Genomic DNA, 22589 nt, shown 5'->3' on the forward strand with positions numbered 1-22589 from the left:
GTCCGCCTGACGTAAGAATGCTGATTTATCGCCGTCTTCGTGGCAAACTAGCCGCCGAATTTACAGTAGAGCGTGTCCTGGAGGATGGCGTGGATAAAATTTTTGTTGATGAAGCGGTCAATGAGCTGCATACCATTCAGGACATGCTGCGTTGGGCGGTCAGTCGTTTCAGCGCGGCGAATATCTGGTACGGCCATGGCACGGACAACCCGTGGGATGAGGCGCTGCAGTTGGTATTGCCATCGCTCTACCTGCCGCTGGATATTCCGGAGGATATGCACTCCGCGCGTCTGACTTCCAGCGAAAAACACCGCATCGTTGAGCGCGTGATTCGCCGGATCAACGAACGTATTCCGGTTGCCTATTTGACCAATAAAGCCTGGTTCTGCGGCCATGAATTTTTCGTGGACGAACGTGTGCTGGTGCCGCGTTCTCCGATCGGTGAGCTTATCAATAATCACTTCGCCGGCCTGATTGACCATCAACCGCAGCACATTCTGGATATGTGCACCGGCAGCGGCTGTATTGCGATCGCCTGCGCTTACTCTTTCCCGGAAGCGGAAGTGGACGCGGTGGATATCTCCGTTGACGCGCTGGCCGTTGCCGAGCAGAACGTTGAAGCGCACGGCCTGATCCATCAGGTCACGCCGATTCGTTCCGATCTGTTCCGCGATCTGCCGAAAGTGCAGTACGACCTTATCGTCACCAACCCGCCGTACGTTGACGAAGAAGATATGTCCGATCTGCCGGGCGAATATCGTCATGAGCCGGTACTGGGTCTGGCTTCCGGCAGCGATGGGCTGAAGCTGACGCGCCGTATCCTCGGTAATGCGCCGGATTATCTCAGCGACGACGGTATTCTGATTTGTGAAGTCGGTAACAGCATGGTACATCTGATTGAGCAGTATCCGGACGTGCCGTTTACCTGGCTTGAGTTTGAAAATGGCGGGGATGGCGTGTTCATGCTGACCAAACCACAGCTGATCGCCGCCCGCGCGCATTTCGGCATTTATAAAGACTAAAAACAACACGCAAACATGACGGAGCCGTGATGGCAGGAAACACAATTGGACAACTCTTTCGCGTCACTACCTTCGGCGAGTCGCACGGTCTGGCGCTGGGCTGCATTGTTGACGGAGTGCCGCCGGGCATTCCGCTGACGGAAGCCGATCTGCAGCACGATCTGGATCGTCGTCGTCCGGGTACCTCGCGCTACACCACGCAGCGCCGTGAACCGGATCAGGTGAAGATCCTTTCCGGCGTCTTCGAAGGCGTGACGACCGGGACCAGCATTGGTCTGCTGATTGAGAATACCGATCAGCGTTCTCAGGATTACGGCGCGATTAAAGACGTTTTCCGTCCTGGGCACGCTGACTATACCTACGAGCAGAAATACGGCCTGCGCGATTATCGCGGCGGCGGACGTTCCTCAGCGCGTGAAACCGCGATGCGGGTGGCGGCTGGCGCGATTGCCAAGAAATACCTCGCGGAAAAATTCGGCATTGTTATCCGCGGCTGTTTGACCCAGATGGGCGATATTCCTCTGGCGATCAAAGACTGGGAACAGGTTGAACAAAACCCGTTCTTCTGTCCGGATCCGGATAAAATTGAAGCGCTTGATGAACTGATGCGCGGCCTGAAAAAAGAGGGCGACTCCATCGGAGCTAAAGTGACCGTGGTCGCGGACGGCGTGCCTCCGGGGCTCGGTGAGCCGGTATTCGACCGTCTGGATGCCGACATTGCCCATGCGCTGATGAGCATCAATGCGGTGAAGGGCGTGGAAATTGGCGATGGTTTTGAGGTAGTGAAACTGCGCGGCAGCCAAAATCGCGATGAAATCACCAAAAACGGTTTCCAGAGCAACCATGCGGGCGGCATTCTTGGCGGTATCAGCAGCGGTCAGCAGATCGTCGCGAATATCGCGCTGAAGCCGACCTCCAGCATCACCGTACCGGGTCATACGATTAACCGTCACGGTGAAGAAGTCGAGATGATCACCAAAGGGCGCCACGATCCTTGCGTGGGCATCCGTGCGGTGCCGATCGCGGAAGCCATGCTGGCGATCGTGCTAATGGATCACTTTATGCGTCAGCGCGCGCAAAATGGCGACGTGACGACATCAATTCCACGCTGGTAATCGATGAAAAAAACCGTTATCGCTCTGCTGGCGCTGGTCGCCAGCTCTGCCTGCCTTGCGGCGACGCCGTGGCAAAAAATCACCCAGCCGATTAGCGGCAGCGCGCAGTCAATTGGCGCATTTGCCAACGGCTGTATTGTCGGCGCGCAGGCGCTGCCGCTGAGCGCGACCAGTTACCAGGTCATGCGCACCGACCAGCGCCGCTACTTCGGCCATCCGGACCTGATCCAGTTTATTCAGCGCCTGGGCAATCAGGTGCAGAGTCAGGGCATGGGGACGTTGCTGATTGGCGATATGGGGATGCCAGCGGGCGGACGCTTTAACGGCGGTCATGCCAGTCACCAGAGCGGGCTGGATGTTGATATTTTCCTTCAGCTCCCGCAGACGCGCTGGAGTTCAGCGCAGCTCCTGAAACCGCAGGCGCTGGATCTGGTGGCTCGCGACGGCAAGCGCGTGGTGCCGTCGCTGTGGAGCCCGCAAATCAGTCATCTGATTAAACTGGCGGCAGAAGATAACGACGTCACGCGTATCTTTGTTAACCCGGCAATCAAACAGCAGCTCTGCCTCGATGCTGGCAACGATCGCGGGTGGCTACGCAAAGTCCGGCCATGGTTCCAGCATCGCGCACATATGCATGTTCGTCTGCGCTGCCCGGCGGGCAGCCTGGAGTGCGAAGAACAGGCGCCACCGCCGCCAGGCGATGGCTGCGGAGCCGAGCTACAAAGCTGGTTTGAACCCCCAAAACCCGGAACAACCTCTCCTGTGAAGAAGACGCCGCCTCCGCTGCCGCCTTCCTGCCAGGCGCTACTGGATGAGCATGTGCTGTAATGGAAAGCTTTATTGAGCTGTTTATGGTGTCGCCGACGGTACTGGTGGCGCTTTTTTTCGTGGCTATTCTGGCGGGATTTATTGACTCCCTGGCGGGCGGCGGCGGGTTACTGACGGTTCCGGCGCTGATGGCGGCAGGGCTGCCTCCGGCGCAGGCGCTGGCGACAAACAAGCTGCAGGCCTGCGGGGGATCGCTTTCTGCTTCGCTCTATTTTATCCGCCGCAAGGTGGTGAACCTGGCGGATCAGAAGCTCAATATCCTGATGACGTTTATCGGCTCAACCGCCGGTGCGCTGCTGGTGCAGCACGTCCAGTCCGATATTCTGCGCCAGATCCTGCCGGTGCTGGTAATCGGCATTGGCCTGTACTTCCTGCTGATGCCAAAATTAGGCGAAGCAGACCGTCAGCGTCGGCTGTACGGCCTGCCGTTTGCCCTGATCGCCGGCGGCTGCGTGGGTTTTTATGATGGTTTCTTCGGCCCTGGCGCGGGTTCTTTCTACGCGCTGGCTTTCGTCACTCTTGCCGGGTTTAACCTCGCCAAATCAACCGCTCACGCCAAAGTGCTGAACGCGACCTCTAACGTCGGTGGGCTATTGCTGTTTATCATTGGCGGCAAAGTGATTTGGGCGACCGGTTTTGTGATGATGGCGGGGCAGTTTATTGGCGCTCGCGCCGGTTCACGTCTGGTTCTGAGTAAAGGACAATCGTTGATTCGTCCGATGATTGTGGTTGTCTCCGCCGTGATGAGCGCGAAACTTCTTTATGACAGCCACGGTGCTGAAATTCTTCAGTGGTTGGGAATTCATTAATGCAACAGCAACACCATTATCAGCAGCTGATCGCTATCTTTGACAGCTGCTTTACCGATGATTTTAATACCCGTCTGATTAAAGGCGATGACGAACCGATCTATCTTCCGGCAGATAGCGACGTGCCGTATAACCGCATTGTGTTTGCCCATGGTTTTTACGCCAGCGGCCTGCATGAGATTTCTCACTGGTGCATCGCGGGCAAAGCGCGTCGCGAGCAGGTTGATTTCGGCTACTGGTACTGCCCGGATGGCCGTGATGCCATGACCCAGTGTCAGTTTGAAGATGTTGAGGTGAAACCGCAGGCGCTGGACTGGCTGTTTTGCGTGGCGGCAGGTTTTCCGTTTAACGTGAGCTGTGACAATCTGGAAGGCGACTTCGAACCTGACCGCATTGCCTTTCAGCGGCGAGTTCATGCCCAGGTTATGACCTTGCTGGAGCAAGGGATCCCTGAACGTCCGGCGCGGTTTATCCGCGCGTTACAAGAATATTATCAGACGCCGCCACTGACGGCAGAACAATTCCCGTGGCCGGAAGACCTGCAATAAAGCCACGTTTGACACTAGAAGAGGAAAGACAATGCTCGCGGAGTTTGAATCACGCATTCTGGCGTTGATTGATGAAATGGTAGACCACGCCAGTGATGATGAACTGTTTGCCAGCGGCTATCTGCGCGGCCACCTGACGCTGGCGGTAGCCGAGCTGGAAGGAGGGGACGATCACTCTGCGAAAGCAATCAACGATCGGGTGGTGCGCAGCCTGGAGAAAGCGATCGGCGCAGGCGAACTGTCGCCGCCGGACCAGATTCTGGTGCAGGGAATGTGGAATAACTTATATCAGCGGGCAAAGCAATAATCCCCTGACCGCCTGGCCTGAAAAAGCGGCCAGGCGGCGCGACACCGGGTATCATCCTGATGTCGCGCTGCTTTTTGCCTCCAACCGACGGCGGTCGCCGCCGCCCGGCTTATTTCACCGCTTTTCCCTTCAGCAGCTTCCGCACCCATAATCGATTCGGATTCAGCGCCGCCAGCGTCTCTCGGTCCAGCGGCAGCGGTTCGTGACTCATCTGCGCCGCCAGTATTTCCGCCGTCAATGGGGCGGAACATAGTCCGCGCGAACCCAGCGCCCCCAGCACGAACAGATTGCGGTAAACCGGTGCCGTCGGTGCCTGCGCTTTGTGTTCGGCCAGCGTCGCGTACTGCGCTAACGTGGCGTCATAATCCGGTACATTTCCCACCATCGGTAAGTGATCCCGGGTGGCGCAACGCACGCCGCAGCGGGCGTCATTTCCGCGGGTATCCACGTCCTGCGCCCATGCTGCCTGCGGGAAGCAGTCGATCAGTCGTTGACGGTTTTGCTGTTGATCATCGGCGCTAAAGGTCGCCTCCGTCTGTCCGCGGTGGTAGCTGGCGCCGATGCAGTGCTGCTGATAACGTGGATTTTGTGGCGTCAGGTAGCCGTCGTAGCACAATACCTGGCGCAAAGCTGACAGCGCAGGCGTGGTCGGAATATGGCTCACCTGTCCTCCCACCGGATATGCCGGTAATCGCGCAGTCTGAGGGAAGTCGGTCAGATGATGGCCGTTTGCCAGTACGACCACCTCATGACGCAGCTGCGCATTGAGCTGCCAGCCGTCATGGTCAGCAGCAAGCGTTGTGACCTTAACGTTATATCGGGTGCGCAGGCCCCGTGTTGCCGCCAGCGCAAAAAGTTCTGCCGTCAGCTGCTGCGGATAGAGCCAGCCCCCGGAGGGATAGGTGATGCCACCGCAGCAGGTTTCCACGCCGGCGATCTGCGCGACAGTTTGCGCGCTGACGGCCGCAGCAATTTCTGCCGGCAGATCGAGTGCCAGCATCTGCGCGATTTTCTGTTCGCTCTTCTCGTCCCAGGCAAGCTGGGTGACGCCGCACCACTGATGGTCGAACATGATCGGAAGGGCGTCATACAGGCGGCGGGCGAAGGTAAATGCCGCCGGAAAGAAGCGGGCCAGCGCCGGATCGTGCTGGCTAAGCAGAGGATAGAGCGCGCCCTGACGGTTACCGGATGCGCCTTCAGCCGGTGCGTTATCAGCGCAGTATAAGGTGACTTGCCAGCCGCGGCGGAGCAGCGCGAGCGCAAGCAGGGCGCTGGCGATACCGCCGCCGATAATCGCCGCATCGCGTTGCTGGCTGCCGGTTCGCGCAAACCAGGGCGTGCGGGCGGGGATATTCAGCGTCCGGGCCATTTCACCGATCAGCATTTCACGTTTGCGGCCGAACCCTTTGCGTTTCTGCATGGTAAAGCCCGCTTCCTGCAGGCCGCGACGGACAAAACCGGCGGAGGTAAAGGTGGCCAGCGTGCCGCCCGGTCTGGCCAGGCGGGCCATTGCCCCGAACAGCTCCGGTGTCCACATATCCGGATTTTTCGCCGGGGCGAAACCATCAAGAAACCAGGCGTCGACCTGCTGATTCAGCGAATCATCGAGCTCGTGGGTCAGCGTATTGATATCCCCGAACCACAAATCCAGCGTGATGCGCCCGTCATCCAGCAGCAGGCGATGGCAGCCAGCGATCGCCTGCGGCCACTGCGCCTGCAATTGTTCCGCCCACGGCGCCAGTTCCGGCCAGTGCTGATGAGCCCGCCGTAAATCGGCGGAGGTCAGCGGAAATTTTTCGAAACTGATGAAATGTAATCTTTGCAGGGTAGCTTCAGGATTATCACGGCGAAAAACATCAAACGCCTGCCAAAGCGTCAGGAAGTTGAGACCGGTGCCGAATCCGCTCTCGGCGACCACAAACAGCGGGTGTGGATGGACCGGGAAGCGTGCATCGAGGCGGTTGCCGCCGAGGAAAACGTAGCGCGTCTCTTCCAGACCATTGTCATTGGAAAAGTACACGTCATCGAAATCTCGGGAAACAGGTGTACCCTCAGCGTTGAATTCCAGGTTGGCAGGTTGTATGGCGTTTTGTTTCACGTAAGTTACTCGAATCTCAAGGCGTAGAACGATCTTAACGATGTGTGCCGGGGGGCGCAAATTTATACACAAAATGGCTGATCGGACTTGTTCGGCGTACAAGTGTACGCTATTGTGCGACTCGAAACTTAAAATAGTGTGACTTACAGAGGTATTGAATGAAACGTGCAGTGATTACTGGCCTGGGCATCGTTTCCAGCATCGGTAACAACCAGCAGGAAGTCCTGGAATCTCTGCGTGAAGGGCGCTCGGGGATCACTTTCTCTCAAGAATTCAAAGATTCTGGTATGCGCAGCCACGTGTGGGGTAACGTTAAACTGGACACCACAGGTCTTATCGACCGCAAAGTGGTCCGTTTCATGAACGATGCCTCTATCTATGCTTATCTCTCTATGCAGCAGGCTGTAGCCGATGCTGGACTGAAAGAAGAAGTTTATCAAAACAACCCTCGCGTGGGTCTGATTGCCGGTTCCGGCGGTTCTTCTAAATCTCAGGTGTTTGGCGCAGATGCGATGCGTAGCCCGCGCGGCCTGAAAGCAGTGGGTCCTTATGTTGTGACCAAAGCGATGGCTTCTGCGGTATCCGCTTGCCTCGCCACGCCGTTCAAAATCCACGGTGTGAACTATTCTATCAGCTCCGCTTGCGCGACATCAGCTCACTGTATCGGCAGCGCGGTTGAACAAATTCAGCTTGGCAAACAGGATATCGTTTTTGCTGGCGGCGGCGAAGAGCTGTGCTGGGAAATGGCCTGTGAATTCGACGCCATGGGTGCACTGTCCACCAAATACAACGAAACGCCGGATAAAGCGTCCCGCACTTATGATACGCACCGCGACGGTTTTGTTATCGCCGGCGGCGGCGGTATGGTTGTGGTTGAGGAGCTGGAGCATGCTCTGGCGCGCGGCGCGCACATTTATGCGGAAGTGGTCGGCTACGGCGCAACTTCTGATGGCGCGGACATGGTTGCTCCGTCTGGTGAAGGCGCAGTGCGTTGTATGAAACAGGCGATGGCCGGTGTAGACACGCCGATTGACTACCTGAACTCCCACGGCACCTCGACTCCGGTCGGCGACGTGAAAGAACTGGGCGCCATTCGCGAAGTCTTCGGCGACCACAGCCCGGCTATCTCCGCGACCAAAGCGATGACCGGCCACTCCCTGGGCGCCGCGGGCGTGCAGGAAGCGATCTACTCTCTGCTGATGCTGGAACATGGCTTTATTGCGCCAAGCATTAACATCGAAGAGATGGATGAGCAGGCGGCGGGTCTGAACATCGTCACCAAACCGACCGAACAAGCGCTGACGACCGTGATGTCCAACAGCTTCGGTTTCGGCGGCACCAACGCCACGCTGGTCATGCGTAAACACAAGGCATAATCGGCTGGTTATTCAACCGATATGTAAAAAGGGAGCCTGCGGGCTCCCTTTTTTGTCGTCTTGACAGAGCCGGACCTCTACAGGCAAACTGCTGCGAAACATTATCACCCCGGTAATGCGTAAGCGTTTAACGTCAACCAACGCGCCTTAACCCTGATAATCAGGTGGAGGGGGCGTGGCTACTACCTCGCCTTACTCTGCGAACTGGAGTAAAGCATGTCCGCAGCAACTGAAACAACAAATACCTCTTCAGCGAATATTCCATTATTTCGTATTACCTTTGCCGTTTTTCTGACCTATATGACCGTTGGCCTGCCGCTACCCGTGATCCCGCTCTTTGTCCACCATGAGCTGGGCTTCGGCAACACGATGGTGGGCGTAGCGGTGGGCATTCAGTTTCTGGCGACGGTGCTGACCCGCGGCTATGCCGGTCGTCTGGCCGATCAGTATGGTGCCAAGCGCTCGGTGCTGCAGGGCATGTTAGCCTGCGCATTAGCCGGGGCGGCGTGGCTGCTGGCCGCGTTACTGCCGGTTTCCGTGCTGGTAAAATTTGCGCTGCTGGTGCTGGGGCGTTTGATCCTCGGATTTGGTGAAAGCCAGCTGTTGACCGGAAACCTGAGCTGGGGACTGGGGTTGGTTGGCCCTGCGCGTTCAGGCAAGGTCATGTCCTGGAACGGGATGGCGATGTACGGCTCATTGGCCGTGGGCGCGCCGCTGGGACTGATGATCTACTCACACTTTGGCGTTGTGGTTCTCGCCTGCGTCACGATGGGACTACCGCTGCTGGCGCTGGCCATCAATGGTACGGTCAGTAAAGTTCCGGCGCACGGGGGCGAACGGCCATCGTTATGGAGCGTCGTCGGTATGATCTGGCGCCCGGGTATCGGCCTGGGGCTGCAAGGGGTGGGATTTGCCGTGATTGGCACCTTTGTCTCACTCTATTTCGCCAGCCGCGGCTGGGCAATGGCAGGCTTCACGCTGACCGCGTTCGGCGGCGCCTTTGTGCTGATGCGTATTCTGTTTGGCTGGATGCCGGACCGTTTTGGCGGCGTAAAGGTAGCGATGGTGTCACTGCTGATCGAGGCCATTGGCCTGACGCTGCTGTGGCTGGCGCCGAGCGCCTGGGTTGCCCTGGCCGGGGCGGCGCTGACCGGTTGCGGCTGCTCGCTCATCTTCCCGTCCCTCGGCGTTGAAGTTGTCAAACGCGTACCGGCTCAGGTTCGCGGTACCGCGCTCGGCGGCTTTGCGGCCTTTCAGGATATTTCATACGGTGTCACCGGCCCGCTTGCCGGGCTGCTTGCCACGTCGCTGGGCTACTCTTCTGTCTTTCTGGCGGGCGCAATATGCGCGGTGCTGGGCATGCTCATGACGCTGTTCTCCCTACGTCGATAACGCGATTCCCGGTCTTCAGCGAGGGAGACCGGGGGCTTTGCGTGGAAGGTAATACTTCACCTGAAACTCAAACATGTTGGTATAGAGAATGGAATAGTCTATCGGCTGATGCTGCTCATCAATCGCCTGGGTTTGCATTTTGATGATCGGATCTTTGGGGCTGATATGCAGCAGCGTGGCCAGTTCCGGAGAGGGAAGTATCGGCACTATGGATTCGTAGCAACCGTCAATGCGTATCCCGCATTCGTTTTCGATATACGAGAACTTCGACTTTTTCATATGGGCGATGGTCAGGTCAGGAAAGCGCGTTGCCGAGAGCCAGGTTTCTTCTAATTGCATCGCAATGCTATCGATAAAACGCAATCTTTTAGCATAATATACAGGTTCACCGTGCTGTAACTGCAACGCTTTTGCGATTTCTTCTGATGCGGTTTGCAATTCAAATTTGAGAATTTGGCTAGAGGGCGTTTTACCTTCATTGCGGGCAATTTCGGTAAAACTGTCTAAATGCGTTACCGACGCCTGGAAATGTTTATTTCTAATCCAGGTTCCCGAACCGTGTCTCCGTTCGATTAAACCCTCCTCCTCCAGAGTCTTTAGCGCCTTACGCAGTGTATTTCGCGAAACATCATAAAGTTCTGCTAATTCTTTTTCTGATGGCAGAAGATCGCCAATGCTATAGAGCGGGCTATTAATTTTGTTTTTCAGTAAATTAACTACATTTTTATAAACCACTTTTGAACCTCAATAATCCCTTTTAAAACATTGGGTTGTCGTTGTGTGTCGTTAAATTTACGCTAACACGTTCATTTTTTTCCTGGTTTTTGAACAACTTTTCTCTTGCTAACTGTGATCGCAACTGCGGATAAGAAAATTAACAATTATTACAGTGCTCGTCAATTGAGACTGATGAACAGGAAAAGGAAGGAAAGTGAAAAATATATTGTTAGTTTGTGCTGCCGGGATGTCCACCAGTATGTTAGTGAAACGCATGCAGGAGCATGCTGCGGCGGTGGGGATAGCGGTAAATATCAATGCGCTGGCCATTTCTGAAGCCAAAGAAAAAATCAAAAAAAACGAAGTGGATGTGGTTTTATTAGGGCCGCAGGTTCGTTTCCAGAAAAGTGAAATAGAAGAGGTCGCTCACGGTAAAATGCCGGTTGCGGTTATTGATATGAAATATTACGGGCAAATGGATGGTCCGGCCGTGTTAGACAGCGCGCTCACCTTACTGGCCAATAAATAATTTTTTATCTATTACCCCGGTTAACGCCTGAATATCAGCGTCGTGCCGCCGGATACCTCTGCTCCACTGCTGGGGCGCTATCGCAGATTATCGATAAAAATAAGGATTCATCATGAGTTTTATGAATGCCTTTGAACGCGGCATGGAGAAAATCCTTGTCCCTGTGGCTATAAAACTAAATTCTCAGATTCACGTATCGGCGATTCGGGATGCATTTATCTTATCCTTCCCAATCGTGATGGCCAGTTCGCTGATTATTTTAATTAACTTTGCAATATTGTCTCCTGATGGTTTTATTGCAAGCATTTTACATTTGGGAACAATATTCCCGAATCTTGCTGACGCGCAGCAAATTTTTACTCCGGTGATGAATGGCTCAGTCAATATTATGGCAATATTGATTACCTTTCTCGTTGCACGCAATATCGCGATTAGCTTCCAGCAGGACGATCTGCTGTGCGGACTAACGGCCATTGGCGCCTTTTTTGTGGTCTATACACCTTATACCATCATCGATGGTCAGGCTTATCTGACGACAAAATATCTCGGGCCGCAGGGGCTGTTTGTGGCCATTATCGTTGCGCTGATTTCCAGCGAGGTCTTTTGCCGGCTAGCGCGTAACCCGAAAGTGACGATTACGATGCCGGCAGCGGTACCGCCGGCGGTGGCGCGCTCGTTCAAGGTGCTGTTGCCGATCTTCTTTGTGATGATTTCCTTTTCCATCATTAACTACCTGCTGACCCGCATCTCGCCGAACGGCCTTAACGATCTGATCTATACGCTGATTCAGGCCCCGCTAAAGGATATGGGCACCAACATTATCACCGTTCTGATTCTGGGACTGGTGGCAAACTTCCTGTGGGTGCTGGGGATCCACGGTCCCAATACCGTTGCGGCGATTCGTGAAACTATCTTCTCGGAAGCGAATCTGGAAAACCTCTCCTATGCGGCCTCACACGGCACCACATGGGGGGCGCCTTATCCGATAACCTGGACCGGCATCAACGATGCGTTTGCCAACTGCGGCGGCTCGGGGATGACGCTGGGTCTGCTGCTGGCAATCTTCATCGCTTCGCGGCGTAAAGATTATCGCGATCTGGCGAAAATGGCCTTCGTACCGGGGTTGTTCAATATCAACGAACCGGTGATGTTTGGTTTACCGATAGTCCTGAACCCGATTCTGGTGATTCCGTTTATTCTGGTTCCTTTTATTAACTCGTTGATCGGTTACTTCTTTATTAGCATGGAATTTATCCCGCCGATTGCCTACGCGGTTCCGTGGACCACGCCAGGTCCGCTGATTGCCTTCTTTGGTACCGGCGGTAACTGGTTAGCGCTCTTTGTCGGCATTCTGTGCCTTGCTGTTTCAACGCTGATCTATTTACCGTTTGTTATTGCGGCGAATAAGGTGAATACCGCAGCGACCGCTGAGTAATGAAAAAGACGTGGGGAAATAAATATGTTTGCTGATGAAAGCACGGTGATGGAACTGCTTATCCATGCCGGACAGGCCCGCTCGGATGCCATGGAGGCCATCGTCGCCTCACGCCGCCGGGAATGGGGGACCGCTGAGAAGCTAATGGCCAGTTCAGAAATGGCCTGCCGGGAGGCGCACAAGATACAAACGGCGCTGATTGGTCTGGATGAAGGCTGCGGGAAAATTACCGTCAATCTTATTCTGGTTCACGCGCAGGACCATTTAATGACCGCGATGCTGTGCCAGGATTTAGCTAAAGAAATTATTGCGTTGCGACAAGAACTCACTGCCTGACTTTCTCTGCCTTCAGCCATCCGGCTGAAGGCGTATTATAAAAATATGAAAGGTACTCTATGTATTCAAGTCAATTGAAGGTTAGCTTATTGTCTTTATCGGTACTTCTGGCTATTTCGTCACCCTCTGTTTTAGCGGCGAAATTAACTATTGAACAACGTCTTGAATTGCTGGAAGCAGAATTATCAGCCAATAAAAAAGAATTGCAAAAAACGCAATCACAATTATCGACGTATAAAGATAAAGTGGCCGTGTTACAAAAAAGTATAAAAGAAAATGAGAAAAGAAATGTCACCGCGGGTTACCCGACGGCGACCTCTCCGGCGGCAGAAAATATCGCCAATGAAAATAATGAAATCAGCCAACGGGCGGCGCCGGCAGAAGTCAAAGCGACACAGCAGGTGGCGGTCATTAATACCGACGGTAAGAAGGCGAAAGTTGAGAGCGTGACCATGAAAGATCTCAGCAAATTCGTCAAAGAGGATATTGGTTTCAGCTATCAGGGATATCTACGTTCCGGCTGGGGCACCTCAAATCACGGGTCGTCGCAGACCTATGCAGCGGGTTCGCTGGGCCGCTTTGGTAATGAAATGAGCGGCTGGTTTGATCTGACCTTAAATCAGCGGGTTTATAACCAGGATGGGAAAACCGCCAATGCCGTCGTGACCTACGATGGTAATGTTGGTGAGCAGTATAACGATGCCTGGTTTGGCGACACCAATAACGAGAATATTCTTCAGTTCAGCGATATCTATCTCACCACCAAAGGATTCCTGCCGTTTGCGCCGGAGGCTGATTTCTGGGTAGGTAAACACAAACTGCCGGAATATGAGATCCAGATGCTTGACTGGAAATCGTTGACCACCGATGTTGCAGCCGGTGTCGGGATCCAGAACTGGGCGCTGGGCGTCGGGCAGCTTGACGCTTCTCTCAGTCGCAATGATGTGGATGTTTATTCGCGTGATTTCACGCAGACCACACAAATGAACACCAATTCGCTGGATCTGCGCTACCGCAATATTCCGCTGTGGAACAACGGCTCGCTGTCGTTGATGGGCAAATATGCTTTTGCAAACAAGAATGATGAACAGGAGAAAAACGAGGATAACAATAGCTACTTTAGGCTCAAGGATAGCTGGATGGCCACCGGGATCATCCGTCAGGAGCTGGAGCGTAAGGGCTTTAATGAATTTACGCTCCAGGTGGCGAATAACTCTTATGCCAGCAGCTTCTCGAACTTCTCCGGTGCCAGTAACTCCATGGCCCACGGGCGCTACTACTATGGCGATCATACTAACGGTGTCGCTTTACGTTTGATTTCACAGGGCGAAATGTACCTGGCCGATCGCGTGATTATGGCTAATGCGCTGGTCTGGTCGCACGGGAACGATATCTACAGTTACGAAAGCGGCGCGCATAGTGATTTTGACAGCTTCCGCGCGGTGATTCGTCCGGCATGGATTTGGGATACCTGGAATCAGACCGGGGTGGAGTTAGGCTGGTTTGCGCAGAAAAACAAAACGGAGCAAGGCAGAGATTTGAAAGAATCGGCATATAAAACGACGCTCTATCATGCGCTGAAAGTCGGGCCGAGTCTGTTAGGTTCGCGACCGGAAATTCGTTTCTACGGAACCTATATCAATATTCTGGATAACGACCTGTCACAGTATCGGTTCAACGACGACAGTAAGGATGAATTGATGCTGGGCGTGCAGGCCGAGGTGTGGTGGTAATTGCCTCATCAAGACATCAACGCCCGCATCATGCGGGCGTTTGAGTAAAAAGATAATCGCCAACGATACCCTGTCTGACCGCGAGCTACGCGGAATTACATCACCAGCCAGAGCAGAGCGATAAGCAGTATCAACACCACAACAATCACTCCCGGCTTTTTGAGCCTCCCGGCGAGTGAAGCGGGTTCCGGTGGCAGCGCGGGAATAGCCAGCGTTTCTTGCGCCCGGGCGACACGAAGCACAAAGACCTTATTCAGTAGCGTCAGAATCTGCGTTGCGCTCAACGCCGTTTGCGGCGTGACGTGCCAGCTGTGCTGGGCAAAATCGACGATCTTTTGCCACTCCTGAGCTTCCAGCGGCTGCTTCAGTGCCGCCTGTAACGAGGTGAGCGTCGGAGCGGCCTGCGCGCTCAGCGTCTGCCGCGCATGCAGCCAGTAGGAGAGGGGGGTGAAATGGGTGGCCGGAATCAGTTCACCGGTTTTCACACCGCACAGCTCCAGCATTGACTGCCAGATAAGTTTGCCGGGTTCGCCGGTCGCCGCGGCAAGCCTGCTCACCTGCTGATTCAGCGTATTGTGCTCCGCGGGCAATAGCGGACGCAGAGTCGGCTGGCGCTGCTGCGGCTGAGGGATCGACAGCTGGCCGTTTTGCAGGAGCTGCAGCACATTTTGCAGCTGCTCCTGCGTCAGCGCGTGCAGCGTTGTTTGCCCATAATGCTGGCGGATATAGTCGCTCACTGCCTGACGGTTGTTCCCCTGACTCAGCAACTCGCTCAACTGCGCCAGCATCTGGCGCTGATGGTGGTTTTGCTGCGCCACGGTTAAGCGTTGATTCAGGTTGTTTTCGGCAGCGCTAAAGTGGCAAGCCAGCAGCGGCGCATCGCCTTTGAGCCCCAGATCGTGCTTGATTCCCGCCCACACTTCCGCGTTCTGCTGCGAGGTTAACGCCATCAGGCGCGTAATCAGTCGCTCGAGAACGGTACGTTGTTGCATGGTTAGCGCGGGCTCTCCGGCGACGGAAGCGCCGGTCCCCGGGGGACGATCGGACATACCTGAAACGGGTTGTGTCATATTAATCCTTTCCGTATTGCTGTACAGAGGCCCGGTGATGATGTTCCTGGCGGCGAGATTATGGCACACTTCCCCGGTTTACTCTCGTTCTCAGACAGGTACTGAACCGTGAAAATCCTCGTTGATGAAAATATGCCCTATGCCCGCGAGCTTTTTAGTCGCCTGGGCGAAGTCGAGGCGGTCCCCGGCCGTCCGGTCCCCGTCGATGCGTTGACCGGCGCCGATGCGTTGATGGTTCGCTCGGTCACCAAAGTCAATGAAGCGCTGCTCGCCGGCAAAGCAATTAAATTCGTGGGCACCGCGACAGCCGGTACCGATCATGTCGATCGGACGTGGCTGCAGCAGGCCGGAATTGGCTTTTCTGCCGCGCCGGGTTGCAACGCGATCGCGGTCGTAGAATATGTTTTCTCGGCGCTGCTGATGCTGGCTGAGCGCGACGGTTTCGCGCTGACCGATCGTACCGTCGGGATCGTCGGCGTCGGCAACGTCGGCGGGCGCCTGCAAAAGCGTCTGGAAGCGCTGGGGATCAAAACGCTGTTGTGCGATCCGCCGCGTGCCGATCGGGGAGATGAAGGCGACTTCCGCACCCTGGATGAGCTGGTAGAGGAAGCGGACGTTCTGACGTTCCACACCCCTTTATATAAAGAAGGTCGTTACACAACCCTGCATCTGGCCGATGAGGCGCTGATTCGCCGTCTGAAACCGGGAAGCGTGCTGATCAATGCCTGCCGCGGACCGGTGGTGGATAACGCTGCGCTGCTGGCCTGCCTGCAAAGCGGGCAGGCGTTGAGCGTCGTGCTTGATGTCTGGGAACCTGAGCCGGATTTGAACCTTGCGCTGCTGGATCGCGTCGATATTGGCACTGCGCACATTGCAGGCTACACCCTCGAAGGGAAAGCGCGCGGGACGACGCAGGTTTTTGAAGCCTACAGCGCCTTTATCGGCCATCCGCAACAGGTAGCGCTGGACACGTTGCTGCCAGCCCCGGAGTTTGGTCGCATTACCCTGCACGGCGCGCTCGATCAGCCAACGCTGAAACGATTGGTGCATTTGGTGTATGATGTGCGCCGCGATGATGCGCCGCTGCGAAAAGTGGCCGGCGTGCCGGGTGAATTTGATAAGCTGCGCAAGAATTATCAGGAACGCCGTGAATGGTCATCACTGTACGTGCAGTGCAGCGATGTGCAGGCGGCGACGCTGCTGCGTCAGCTCGGTTTTAATGCCGTACATCACCCCATTCGTTAATGTCTTCTTAATGACCCTGTTGGATACTCCGGCAGGGTCGCTTTTCTCTGGAGTAAACCACCATGTCTGAAGGCTGGAATATTGCCGTACTGGGCGCAACGGGCGCCGTCGGCGAAGCCCTGCTCGACACCCTTGCTGAACGTCAGTTCCCGGTGGGTGATATCTATGCGCTGGCGCGCAATGAGAGCGCGGGAGAGCATCTGCGTTTTAGCGGTAAGTCGGTGATCGTGCAGGATGCTGCCGTATTTGACTGGACCCAGGTACAGCTGGCCTTTTTTGCCGCCGGCGTTGAAGCGAGTGCGGCCTATGTTGATGAGGCGACCAATGCCGGTTGTCTGGTTATCGATCTCAGCGGTCTGTTTGCGCTGGAGCCGGACGTACCGCTGGTTGTGCCGGAAGTGAACCCGTTTGTACTGGCCGATTACCGCAATCGCAACGTCATCGCCGTCGCCAACAGCCTGACCAGCCAGCTGCTGACGGCGCTGAAACCGCTGATCGATGAAGGCGGCCTGTCGCGTATCAGCGTGACCAGCCTGATCTCCGCTTCCGCATACGGTAAAAAAGCCGTTGATGCGCTGGCAGGTCAGAGCGCGAAGCTGCTCAACGGTATGCCCATCGATGATGAAGATTTCTTTGGCCGTCAGCTGGCGTTTAACATGCTGCCGCTGCTGCCGGATCGTGAGGGCAGCGTGCGCGAAGAGCGCCGTATTGTCGATGAAGTTCGCAAGATCCTCCAGGATGAAGGATTGATGGTTTCCGCCAGCGTCGTGCAGTCGCCGGTGTTCTACGGTCATGCGCAGATGGTGAACTTCGAAGCAATGCGTCCGCTGGCGGCAGAAGAGGCGCGTGATGCCTTCGCTCGCGGCGAAGATATTGAGCTCTCCGCCGAGCGCGAATTTCCGACTCAGGTCGGCGATGCTTCAGGTACCGCGCAACTCTCCGTCGGCTGCGTACGCAATGATTACGGGATGCCGGAACAGATTCAGTTCTGGTCCGTTGCCGATAACGTGCGCTTCGGCGGCGCGCTGATGGCGGTGAAAATCGCCGAGAAACTGGTGCAGGAGTATCTGTACTGATGTCTGAGATGGAGCAGCAGCCGGTCTATAAAATCGCGCTGGGCATCGAGTACGACGGCAGCAAATATTACGGCTGGCAGCGGCAAAACGAAGTTCGCAGCGTGCAGGAGAAGCTGGAAAAGGCGCTCTCGCAGGTGGCGAATGAACCGATTACCGTGTTCTGCGCTGGTCGCACCGACGCCGGTGTTCATGGCACCGGCCAGGTTGTGCATTTTGAGACCCATGCGCTGCGCAAAGACGCGGCCTGGACGCTGGGGGTTAATGCGAATTTGCCTGGAGACATCGCCGTCCGTTGGGTGAAGCATGTACCGGATGATTTCCACGCTCGCTTCAGCGCTACCGCGCGTCGCTACCGTTACGTCATCTATAATCACCGCCTGCGTCCGGCGGTGTTAAGCCAGGGCGTCACCCATTATCATCAGCCTCTGGATGCGGAGCGGATGCAGCGCGCCGCCCAGTGTTTGCTGGGTGAAAATGATTTCACCTCATTTCGCGCGGTGCAGTGCCAGTCGCGCACGCCGTGGCGGAATATTAACCATATTAGCGTCACGCGGTATGGCGCGTATGTGGTGGTAGATATCAAAGCGAATGCCTTTGTACATCATATGGTAAGGAACATTGTCGGCAGCCTGATGGAAGTGGGGGCCGGGAACCAGCCAGAGAGCTGGATAGCAGAACTTCTGGCGGCGAAAGACAGGAAGCTGGCCGCCGCGACGGCAAAAGCAGAAGGGTTGTATCTGGTGTCGGTGGATTATCCGGCCCGCTACGATCTGCCGGTGATGCCGATGGGCCCGCTGTTTCTGGCGGACTAACATTAACGCTTTATCCTTCAGGCTGCCTGCTTGCTGGCTGCATCTGAGCGTTCCGGTCGGGGAATTCTTTCTGCGACCGGAAACGACCGGTTTGTTGTCGCACGGTATCCTGGCCGATTTTGTGTCGTGTCATTAAGGACTCATACAATATGGACCTGATTCGCTTTTTAATTGATTTCATCCTGCATATTGATGTTCATCTGGCTGAGCTGGTGGCCAACTATGGCGTCTGGGTATACGCCATTCTGTTTTTGATTCTGTTCTGCGAAACGGGTCTGGTGGTGACGCCATTCCTGCCCGGCGATTCGCTGCTGTTCGTGGCCGGCGCGCTGTCGGCGCTGCCGACGAACGATCTGAACGTGCATCTGATGGTGGCATTGATGGTCATTGCGGCCATTGTCGGCGATGCGCTGAACTACACTATCGGACGGCTGTTTGGCGAAAAGCTCTTCAGTAACCCTGATTCGAAGATTTTCCGTCGTAGCTACCTGGATAAAACCCATTCGTTCTATGAGCGTCACGGCGGTAAAACGATTATTCTTGCGCGTTTTGTGCCGATCGTCAGAACCTTCGCGCCGTTTGTGGCGGGAATGGGCCATATGTCCTATCGTCATTTTGCAGCGTATAACGTGGTTGGTGCGCTGCTGTGGGTTCTGCTGTTTACCTACGCAGGCTACCTGTTTGGCGATTTGCCGATCGTTCAGGAAAACCTGAAGCTGCTGATTGTCGCCATTATTGTGCTGTCGGTGCTGCCTGGGGTCATTGAAATTATTCGCCACAAGCGCGCGGCGGCGAAGCAGACCAAATAACCCTCCTGCTTTTATCTGCTTCGGGCAGCAGCGTGCTGCCCGAAGAGGGAAGTGTGAGCGGTACGACCACTTTTTTATCCCATGTTACGGGATGTTATGATTTAATGTGCAACATTCATGGTCTGTAAGGGGCAAAAATGGCATTATGCGCCCCTTACGACAAAACTGGCATCGACCAGGTTCAGGCAGAAAGGTTATCAATGAGCTGGATTGAACGAATTAAAAGCAATATCACTCCCACCCGCAAGGCAAGCATTCCTGAGGGTGTATGGACCAAGTGTGACAGCTGCGGGCAGGTTCTGTACCGCGCGGAGCTGGAGCGCAACCTGGAGGTTTGCCCTAAGTGCGATCACCACATGCGTATGTCGGCGCGTAATCGCCTGCATAGCCTGTTGGACGAAGGTTCCCTGGTGGAGCTGGGAAGCGAGCTCGAGCCGAAAGATGTGCTGAAGTTCCGCGATTCGAAAAAATACAAAGACCGTCTGGCGTCCGCGCAAAAAGAGACCGGTGAAAAAGATGCGCTGGTGGTCATGAAGGGCACTCTGCACGAGATGCCGGTTGTCGCAGCAGCATTCGAATTCTCCTTTATGGGCGGCTCGATGGGTTCGGTTGTTGGCGCTCGCTTCGTGCGCGCGGTAGAACAGGCGCTGGAAGATAATTGCCCGCTGATTTGCTTCTCCGCTTCCGGCGGCGCGCGTATGCAGGAAGCGCTGATGTCGCTGATGCAGATGGCGAAAACGTCAGCCGCGCTGGCGAAAATGCAGGAGCGTGGTTTACCGTATATCTCCGTACTGACCGACCCGACCATGGGCGGCGTATCGGCGAGCTTCGCCATGCTGGGCGATCTTAACATTGCGGAACCGAAAGCGCTGATCGGCTTCGCGGGTCCTCGCGTTATCGAGCAGACCGTACGTGAGAAACTGCCGCCGGGCTTCCAGCGCAGTGAGTTCCTGATTGAAAAAGGGGCGATCGATATGATCGTTCGTCGCCCGGAAATGCGTCTGAAGCTGGCCAGCATTCTGGCGAAGCTGATGAATCTTCCGGCGCCCAGCCAGGACGTCTCTCACGAAGGTGAGGTGGTGCCACCGGCACCGGATCAGGAACCAGAGGCCTGATAATTCGGAGGGCAGGCCTGACGGCGCTGCCCTTTTTTAATTCTATGCGCCATCATTCAAACTGCGGCGCGGCGGAAAGGCTAAAGCCCCGTCAGGGCCCGGTCCAATGGACAGCGTGGGTGACGAGCGCTGCCGGCAAGAGGCAGTTTGAAGGATGAAGCGTATTTACCGTTAACACTCGCGGACATCATGGAAAAAGAACCTATTCCTCAGGCCACGTCGCCCCTGGCTACGTGGCTTTCCTATCTGGAACATCTGCACAGTAAAACCATCGATCTGGGGCTGACCCGCGTGAGCGAAGTCGCCGGACGAATGGCGGTGTTAAAGCCGGCGCCGTTCGTCTTTACGGTGGCGGGAACCAACGGTAAAGGAACCACCTGCCGCACGCTGGAGTCTGTGCTGATGGCGGCGGGCTACAAGGTTGGGGTTTACAGTTCACCGCATCTGGTGCGCTATACCGAGCGCGTGCGAGTACAGGGCGCGGAGCTGCCGGAAGCGGCGCATACCGCCTCTTTTGCTGAAATTGAAGCCGCGCGCGGTGAGATTTCCCTGAGCTATTTCGAGTTTGGTACGCTCTCTGCACTGTGGTTGTTTAAGCAGGCGCAGCTCGACGTGGTGATCCTTGAGGTTGGTCTCGGCGGGCGTCTTGATGCCACCAATATCGTTGATGCGGATGTGGCGGTGGTAACCAGCATCGCCCTGGATCATACTGACTGGCTGGGGCCGGATCGGGAAAGCATTGGCCGCGAGAAGGCCGGTATTTTCCGTGCCGGTAAACCGGCCGTCGTTGGCGAACCGGAGATGCCCCATACCATCGCAGAGGTAGCCGCCGGGAAAGGCGCAACGCTTCTGCGTCGCGATGTCGACTGGCGCTATGCCGCCGGTGCGCAGACGTGGTCATTCAGTGACGGGGAGGGGACGCTGGCAGATTTACCGTTGCCTCAGATTCCGCTGCCGAATGCCGCAACGGCGCTGGCGGCGCTGCGAGCCAGCCGACTTCAGGTGAGCGATCGGGCGATTCGCGACGGTATTAAACAGGCCATGCTGCCGGGGCGTTTTCAGATAATCAGCGAAACGCCGCGCGTTATTCTCGATGTGGCGCATAACCCCCATGCGGCAGCCTGGCTCGCCGGACGTCTCAAAAGCCTGTCGAAAACGGGGCGCGTGCTGGCGGTTGTTGGTATGCTGCATGATAAGGATATTGCCGGCACGCTGGCAAACCTGACGGCGGAAGTGGATAGCTGGTACTGTGCGCCTCTGGAGGGGCCGCGCGGTGCAACGGCGCAACAGCTGCAGGAGCATTTGCACGCAGGAAAAGCTTACGCCAACGTGGCTCAGGCCTGGCATGCGGCGATGGCCGATGCCAGACCGGAAGATACGGTGCTGGTGTGTGGTTCATTCCATACGGTGGCGCATGTAATGGAAGAAATAGAGGCGGGGAGAATCGGTGGCGAGTAAGTTTCAGAACCGTTTAGTCGGGACGATTGTACTGGTAGCGCTGGGGGTGATTATCCTCCCGGGACTGCTTGACGGTCAGAAAAAGCATTATCAGGACGAGTTCGCGGCCATTCCACTGGTGCCAAAACCGGGCGATCGCGATGAGCCGGATATGCTTCCGGCGGCGACTCAGGCCCTTCCGGCCCAACCGCCGGAAGGGGCGGCGGAAGAGGTCAGAGCGGGAGACGCCGCTGCGCCGTCATTGGATCCGTCGCGTATTCCGGTTAACAGCAACAGTTTCGATGATGTGCAGGAGCCGGTGGTCGCGCCGAAGCCGCAGCCCAAACCGCAGCCTCAGCCTAAACCGCAGCCTCAGCCGCCGAAGCCGGTTGAGAAGCCGCAGCCGCAGCAACAAACCGTTGCCCAGACGCCGCCGGCGAAACCGGCAGAGATACCTGCTCCGACCGGCAAAGCCTATGTGGTACAGCTCGGTGCGTTGAAGAATGCGGATAAGGTCAACGAAATCGTCGGTAAGCTGCGTTCCTCCGGGTTTAAGGTCTACACGTCGCCTTCGACGCCGGTTCAGGGTAAAATTACCCGTATTCTGGTCGGTCCCGATACCTCAAAAGATAAACTGAAAGGGCAGCTTGGCGACCTGAAACAGATCTCCGGCCTGAGCGGTGTGGTCATGGGATATAGCCCCAACTAATCTTGCCCCTTGCCGCGCTGATGAGGGGCGAAGCTCCTGTCTGACGCGCTTTCAGGAGGCGCAAGGCAGCA

22 protein-coding genes are annotated in these 22589 nt (G+C 55.9%); 19 read left to right on the plus strand and 3 right to left on the minus strand.

Annotated elements, in window-relative coordinates; translation table 11 throughout:
* Window positions 1–89: 89 nt before the first annotated feature.
* From prmB to GRPL_RS14415, 6 genes are read left to right on the plus strand one after another with little or no spacing between them, the layout of a single operon-like run.
* Window positions 90–1022 (plus strand): 50S ribosomal protein L3 N(5)-glutamine methyltransferase, encoded by a 933-nt coding sequence (prmB, locus tag GRPL_RS14440; protein WP_015583759.1) that lies wholly within the window; start codon window positions 90–92, stop codon window positions 1020–1022.
* A 29-nt stretch (window positions 1023–1051) separates the two neighbouring features.
* Window positions 1052–2137, plus strand: a complete 1086-nt coding sequence (aroC, locus tag GRPL_RS14435; protein WP_004865259.1) for a chorismate synthase — start codon at window positions 1052–1054, stop codon at window positions 2135–2137.
* A gap of 3 nt (window positions 2138–2140) precedes the next feature.
* Window positions 2141–2965 carry a penicillin-insensitive murein endopeptidase gene (gene mepA / locus GRPL_RS14430; RefSeq protein WP_004865256.1) on the plus strand — a complete coding sequence of 275 codons (825 nt, stop codon included), beginning with the start codon at window positions 2141–2143 and terminating at the stop codon, window positions 2963–2965.
* The gene (locus tag GRPL_RS14425) at window positions 2965–3774 is read left to right on the plus strand and encodes a sulfite exporter TauE/SafE family protein (protein ID WP_032686624.1); all 810 of its coding nucleotides are present in this window, start codon (window positions 2965–2967) and stop codon (window positions 3772–3774) included. Before mepA ends, GRPL_RS14425 begins: the two co-directional genes overlap by 1 nt.
* Complete coding sequence (locus GRPL_RS14420) at window positions 3774–4322, plus strand: elongation factor P hydroxylase (RefSeq protein ID WP_032699067.1); 549 nt, start codon at window positions 3774–3776, stop codon at window positions 4320–4322. The genes GRPL_RS14425 and GRPL_RS14420 overlap by 1 nt, the downstream gene beginning before the upstream one ends.
* 31 nt (window positions 4323–4353) lie before the next feature.
* The gene (locus GRPL_RS14415; RefSeq protein ID WP_032686625.1) at window positions 4354–4629 is read left to right on the plus strand and encodes a YfcL family protein; all 276 of its coding nucleotides are present in this window, start codon (window positions 4354–4356) and stop codon (window positions 4627–4629) included.
* 109 nt (window positions 4630–4738) lie between these two features.
* Here GRPL_RS14415 and mnmC read toward each other — a convergent pair whose 3' ends face one another.
* A complete protein-coding gene (gene mnmC, locus GRPL_RS14410; RefSeq protein WP_032699068.1) occupies window positions 4739–6727 on the minus strand; it encodes a bifunctional tRNA (5-methylaminomethyl-2-thiouridine)(34)-methyltransferase MnmC2/FAD-dependent 5-carboxymethylaminomethyl-2-thiouridine(34) oxidoreductase MnmC1 in 1989 nt (662 codons plus the stop codon).
* A gap of 158 nt (window positions 6728–6885) precedes the next feature.
* Between mnmC and fabB the strand changes: the two genes are divergently transcribed.
* Window positions 6886–8103: a beta-ketoacyl-ACP synthase I gene (gene fabB / locus GRPL_RS14405; protein WP_032686628.1), complete on the plus strand. Its 1218-nt coding sequence runs from the start codon at window positions 6886–6888 to the stop codon at window positions 8101–8103.
* A 216-nt stretch (window positions 8104–8319) separates the two neighbouring features.
* A complete protein-coding gene (locus GRPL_RS14400) occupies window positions 8320–9495 on the plus strand; it encodes an MFS transporter (protein ID WP_032699069.1) in 1176 nt (391 codons plus the stop codon).
* A 15-nt stretch (window positions 9496–9510) separates the two neighbouring features.
* Here the strand turns inward: GRPL_RS14400 and GRPL_RS14395 are convergent, their stop codons facing one another.
* Window positions 9511–10230 (minus strand): GntR family transcriptional regulator, encoded by a 720-nt coding sequence (locus GRPL_RS14395; RefSeq protein WP_032686630.1) that lies wholly within the window; start codon window positions 10228–10230, stop codon window positions 9511–9513.
* A gap of 196 nt (window positions 10231–10426) precedes the next feature.
* Between GRPL_RS14395 and GRPL_RS14390 the strand changes: the two genes are divergently transcribed.
* The 4 genes from GRPL_RS14390 to GRPL_RS14375 all read left to right on the plus strand — a co-directional run bounded on the left by GRPL_RS14390 (window position 10427) and on the right by GRPL_RS14375 (window position 14245).
* Window positions 10427–10741: a PTS sugar transporter subunit IIB gene (locus tag GRPL_RS14390; RefSeq protein WP_032686631.1), complete on the plus strand. Its 315-nt coding sequence runs from the start codon at window positions 10427–10429 to the stop codon at window positions 10739–10741.
* Window positions 10742–10853: 112 nt separating this feature from the next.
* Window positions 10854–12176, plus strand: coding sequence for a PTS sugar transporter subunit IIC (locus tag GRPL_RS14385; RefSeq protein ID WP_032695487.1), 1323 nt, complete (start codon window positions 10854–10856; stop codon window positions 12174–12176).
* A gap of 24 nt (window positions 12177–12200) precedes the next feature.
* Window positions 12201–12512, plus strand: coding sequence for a PTS lactose/cellobiose transporter subunit IIA (locus tag GRPL_RS14380; protein ID WP_032699070.1), 312 nt, complete (start codon window positions 12201–12203; stop codon window positions 12510–12512).
* 59 nt (window positions 12513–12571) lie between these two features.
* A complete protein-coding gene (locus tag GRPL_RS14375) occupies window positions 12572–14245 on the plus strand; it encodes a carbohydrate porin (protein WP_032699071.1) in 1674 nt (557 codons plus the stop codon).
* Window positions 14246–14340: 95 nt separating this feature from the next.
* Here GRPL_RS14375 and flk read toward each other — a convergent pair whose 3' ends face one another.
* Window positions 14341–15315 carry a flagella biosynthesis regulator Flk gene (gene flk, locus GRPL_RS14370; RefSeq protein ID WP_032699072.1) on the minus strand — a complete coding sequence of 325 codons (975 nt, stop codon included), beginning with the start codon at window positions 15313–15315 and terminating at the stop codon, window positions 14341–14343.
* 108 nt (window positions 15316–15423) lie between these two features.
* Between flk and pdxB the strand changes: the two genes are divergently transcribed.
* The 7 genes from pdxB (at window position 15424) to dedD (ending at window position 22518) form a co-directional block, all read left to right on the plus strand.
* Entirely contained in the window at window positions 15424–16560 is a 1137-nt protein-coding gene (pdxB, locus tag GRPL_RS14365; RefSeq protein ID WP_032695484.1) for a 4-phosphoerythronate dehydrogenase PdxB, read from the plus strand.
* 62 nt (window positions 16561–16622) lie between these two features.
* A complete protein-coding gene (locus GRPL_RS14360) occupies window positions 16623–17636 on the plus strand; it encodes an aspartate-semialdehyde dehydrogenase (protein WP_004865217.1) in 1014 nt (337 codons plus the stop codon).
* Window positions 17636–18448, plus strand: coding sequence for a tRNA pseudouridine(38-40) synthase TruA (gene truA / locus GRPL_RS14355; RefSeq protein WP_004865214.1), 813 nt, complete (start codon window positions 17636–17638; stop codon window positions 18446–18448). The genes GRPL_RS14360 and truA overlap by 1 nt, the downstream gene beginning before the upstream one ends.
* A gap of 149 nt (window positions 18449–18597) precedes the next feature.
* Window positions 18598–19257: a DedA family protein gene (locus GRPL_RS14350; RefSeq protein WP_004865212.1), complete on the plus strand. Its 660-nt coding sequence runs from the start codon at window positions 18598–18600 to the stop codon at window positions 19255–19257.
* A 200-nt stretch (window positions 19258–19457) separates the two neighbouring features.
* Window positions 19458–20372 (plus strand): acetyl-CoA carboxylase, carboxyltransferase subunit beta, encoded by a 915-nt coding sequence (gene accD, locus GRPL_RS0125640; RefSeq protein WP_015583770.1) that lies wholly within the window; start codon window positions 19458–19460, stop codon window positions 20370–20372.
* A gap of 189 nt (window positions 20373–20561) precedes the next feature.
* On the plus strand, window positions 20562–21830 hold the full coding sequence (gene folC, locus GRPL_RS14345; protein WP_032699073.1) for a bifunctional tetrahydrofolate synthase/dihydrofolate synthase: 1269 nt from the start codon (window positions 20562–20564) through the stop codon (window positions 21828–21830).
* Entirely contained in the window at window positions 21820–22518 is a 699-nt protein-coding gene (dedD, locus tag GRPL_RS14340) for a cell division protein DedD (RefSeq protein WP_004865204.1), read from the plus strand. Before folC ends, dedD begins: the two co-directional genes overlap by 11 nt.
* Window positions 22519–22589 lie beyond the last annotated feature (71 nt).

This window comes from Klebsiella planticola ATCC 33531 (assembly GCF_000735435.1).
GTDB classification, from domain to species: domain Bacteria; phylum Pseudomonadota; class Gammaproteobacteria; order Enterobacterales; family Enterobacteriaceae; genus Klebsiella; species Klebsiella planticola.

Coding starts and splice junctions, on each gene's coding strand:
- GRPL_RS14350 (WP_004865212.1), top strand. CDS start 18,598: ATGGACCTGATTCGCTTTTTAATTGATTTCATCCTGCATATTGATGTT.
- aroC (WP_004865259.1), top strand. CDS start 1,052: ATGGCAGGAAACACAATTGGACAACTCTTTCGCGTCACTACCTTCGGC.
- flk (WP_032699072.1), bottom strand. CDS start 15,315: ATGACACAACCCGTTTCAGGTATGTCCGATCGTCCCCCGGGGACCGGC.
- GRPL_RS14360 (WP_004865217.1), top strand. CDS start 16,623: ATGTCTGAAGGCTGGAATATTGCCGTACTGGGCGCAACGGGCGCCGTC.
- GRPL_RS14400 (WP_032699069.1), top strand. CDS start 8,320: ATGTCCGCAGCAACTGAAACAACAAATACCTCTTCAGCGAATATTCCA.
- truA (WP_004865214.1), top strand. CDS start 17,636: ATGTCTGAGATGGAGCAGCAGCCGGTCTATAAAATCGCGCTGGGCATC.
- mepA (WP_004865256.1), top strand. CDS start 2,141: ATGAAAAAAACCGTTATCGCTCTGCTGGCGCTGGTCGCCAGCTCTGCC.
- accD (WP_015583770.1), top strand. CDS start 19,458: ATGAGCTGGATTGAACGAATTAAAAGCAATATCACTCCCACCCGCAAG.
- GRPL_RS14420 (WP_032699067.1), top strand. CDS start 3,774: ATGCAACAGCAACACCATTATCAGCAGCTGATCGCTATCTTTGACAGC.
- folC (WP_032699073.1), top strand. CDS start 20,562: ATGGAAAAAGAACCTATTCCTCAGGCCACGTCGCCCCTGGCTACGTGG.
- GRPL_RS14375 (WP_032699071.1), top strand. CDS start 12,572: ATGTATTCAAGTCAATTGAAGGTTAGCTTATTGTCTTTATCGGTACTT.
- GRPL_RS14425 (WP_032686624.1), top strand. CDS start 2,965: ATGGAAAGCTTTATTGAGCTGTTTATGGTGTCGCCGACGGTACTGGTG.
- GRPL_RS14415 (WP_032686625.1), top strand. CDS start 4,354: ATGCTCGCGGAGTTTGAATCACGCATTCTGGCGTTGATTGATGAAATG.
- fabB (WP_032686628.1), top strand. CDS start 6,886: ATGAAACGTGCAGTGATTACTGGCCTGGGCATCGTTTCCAGCATCGGT.
- GRPL_RS14385 (WP_032695487.1), top strand. CDS start 10,854: ATGAGTTTTATGAATGCCTTTGAACGCGGCATGGAGAAAATCCTTGTC.
- GRPL_RS14380 (WP_032699070.1), top strand. CDS start 12,201: ATGTTTGCTGATGAAAGCACGGTGATGGAACTGCTTATCCATGCCGGA.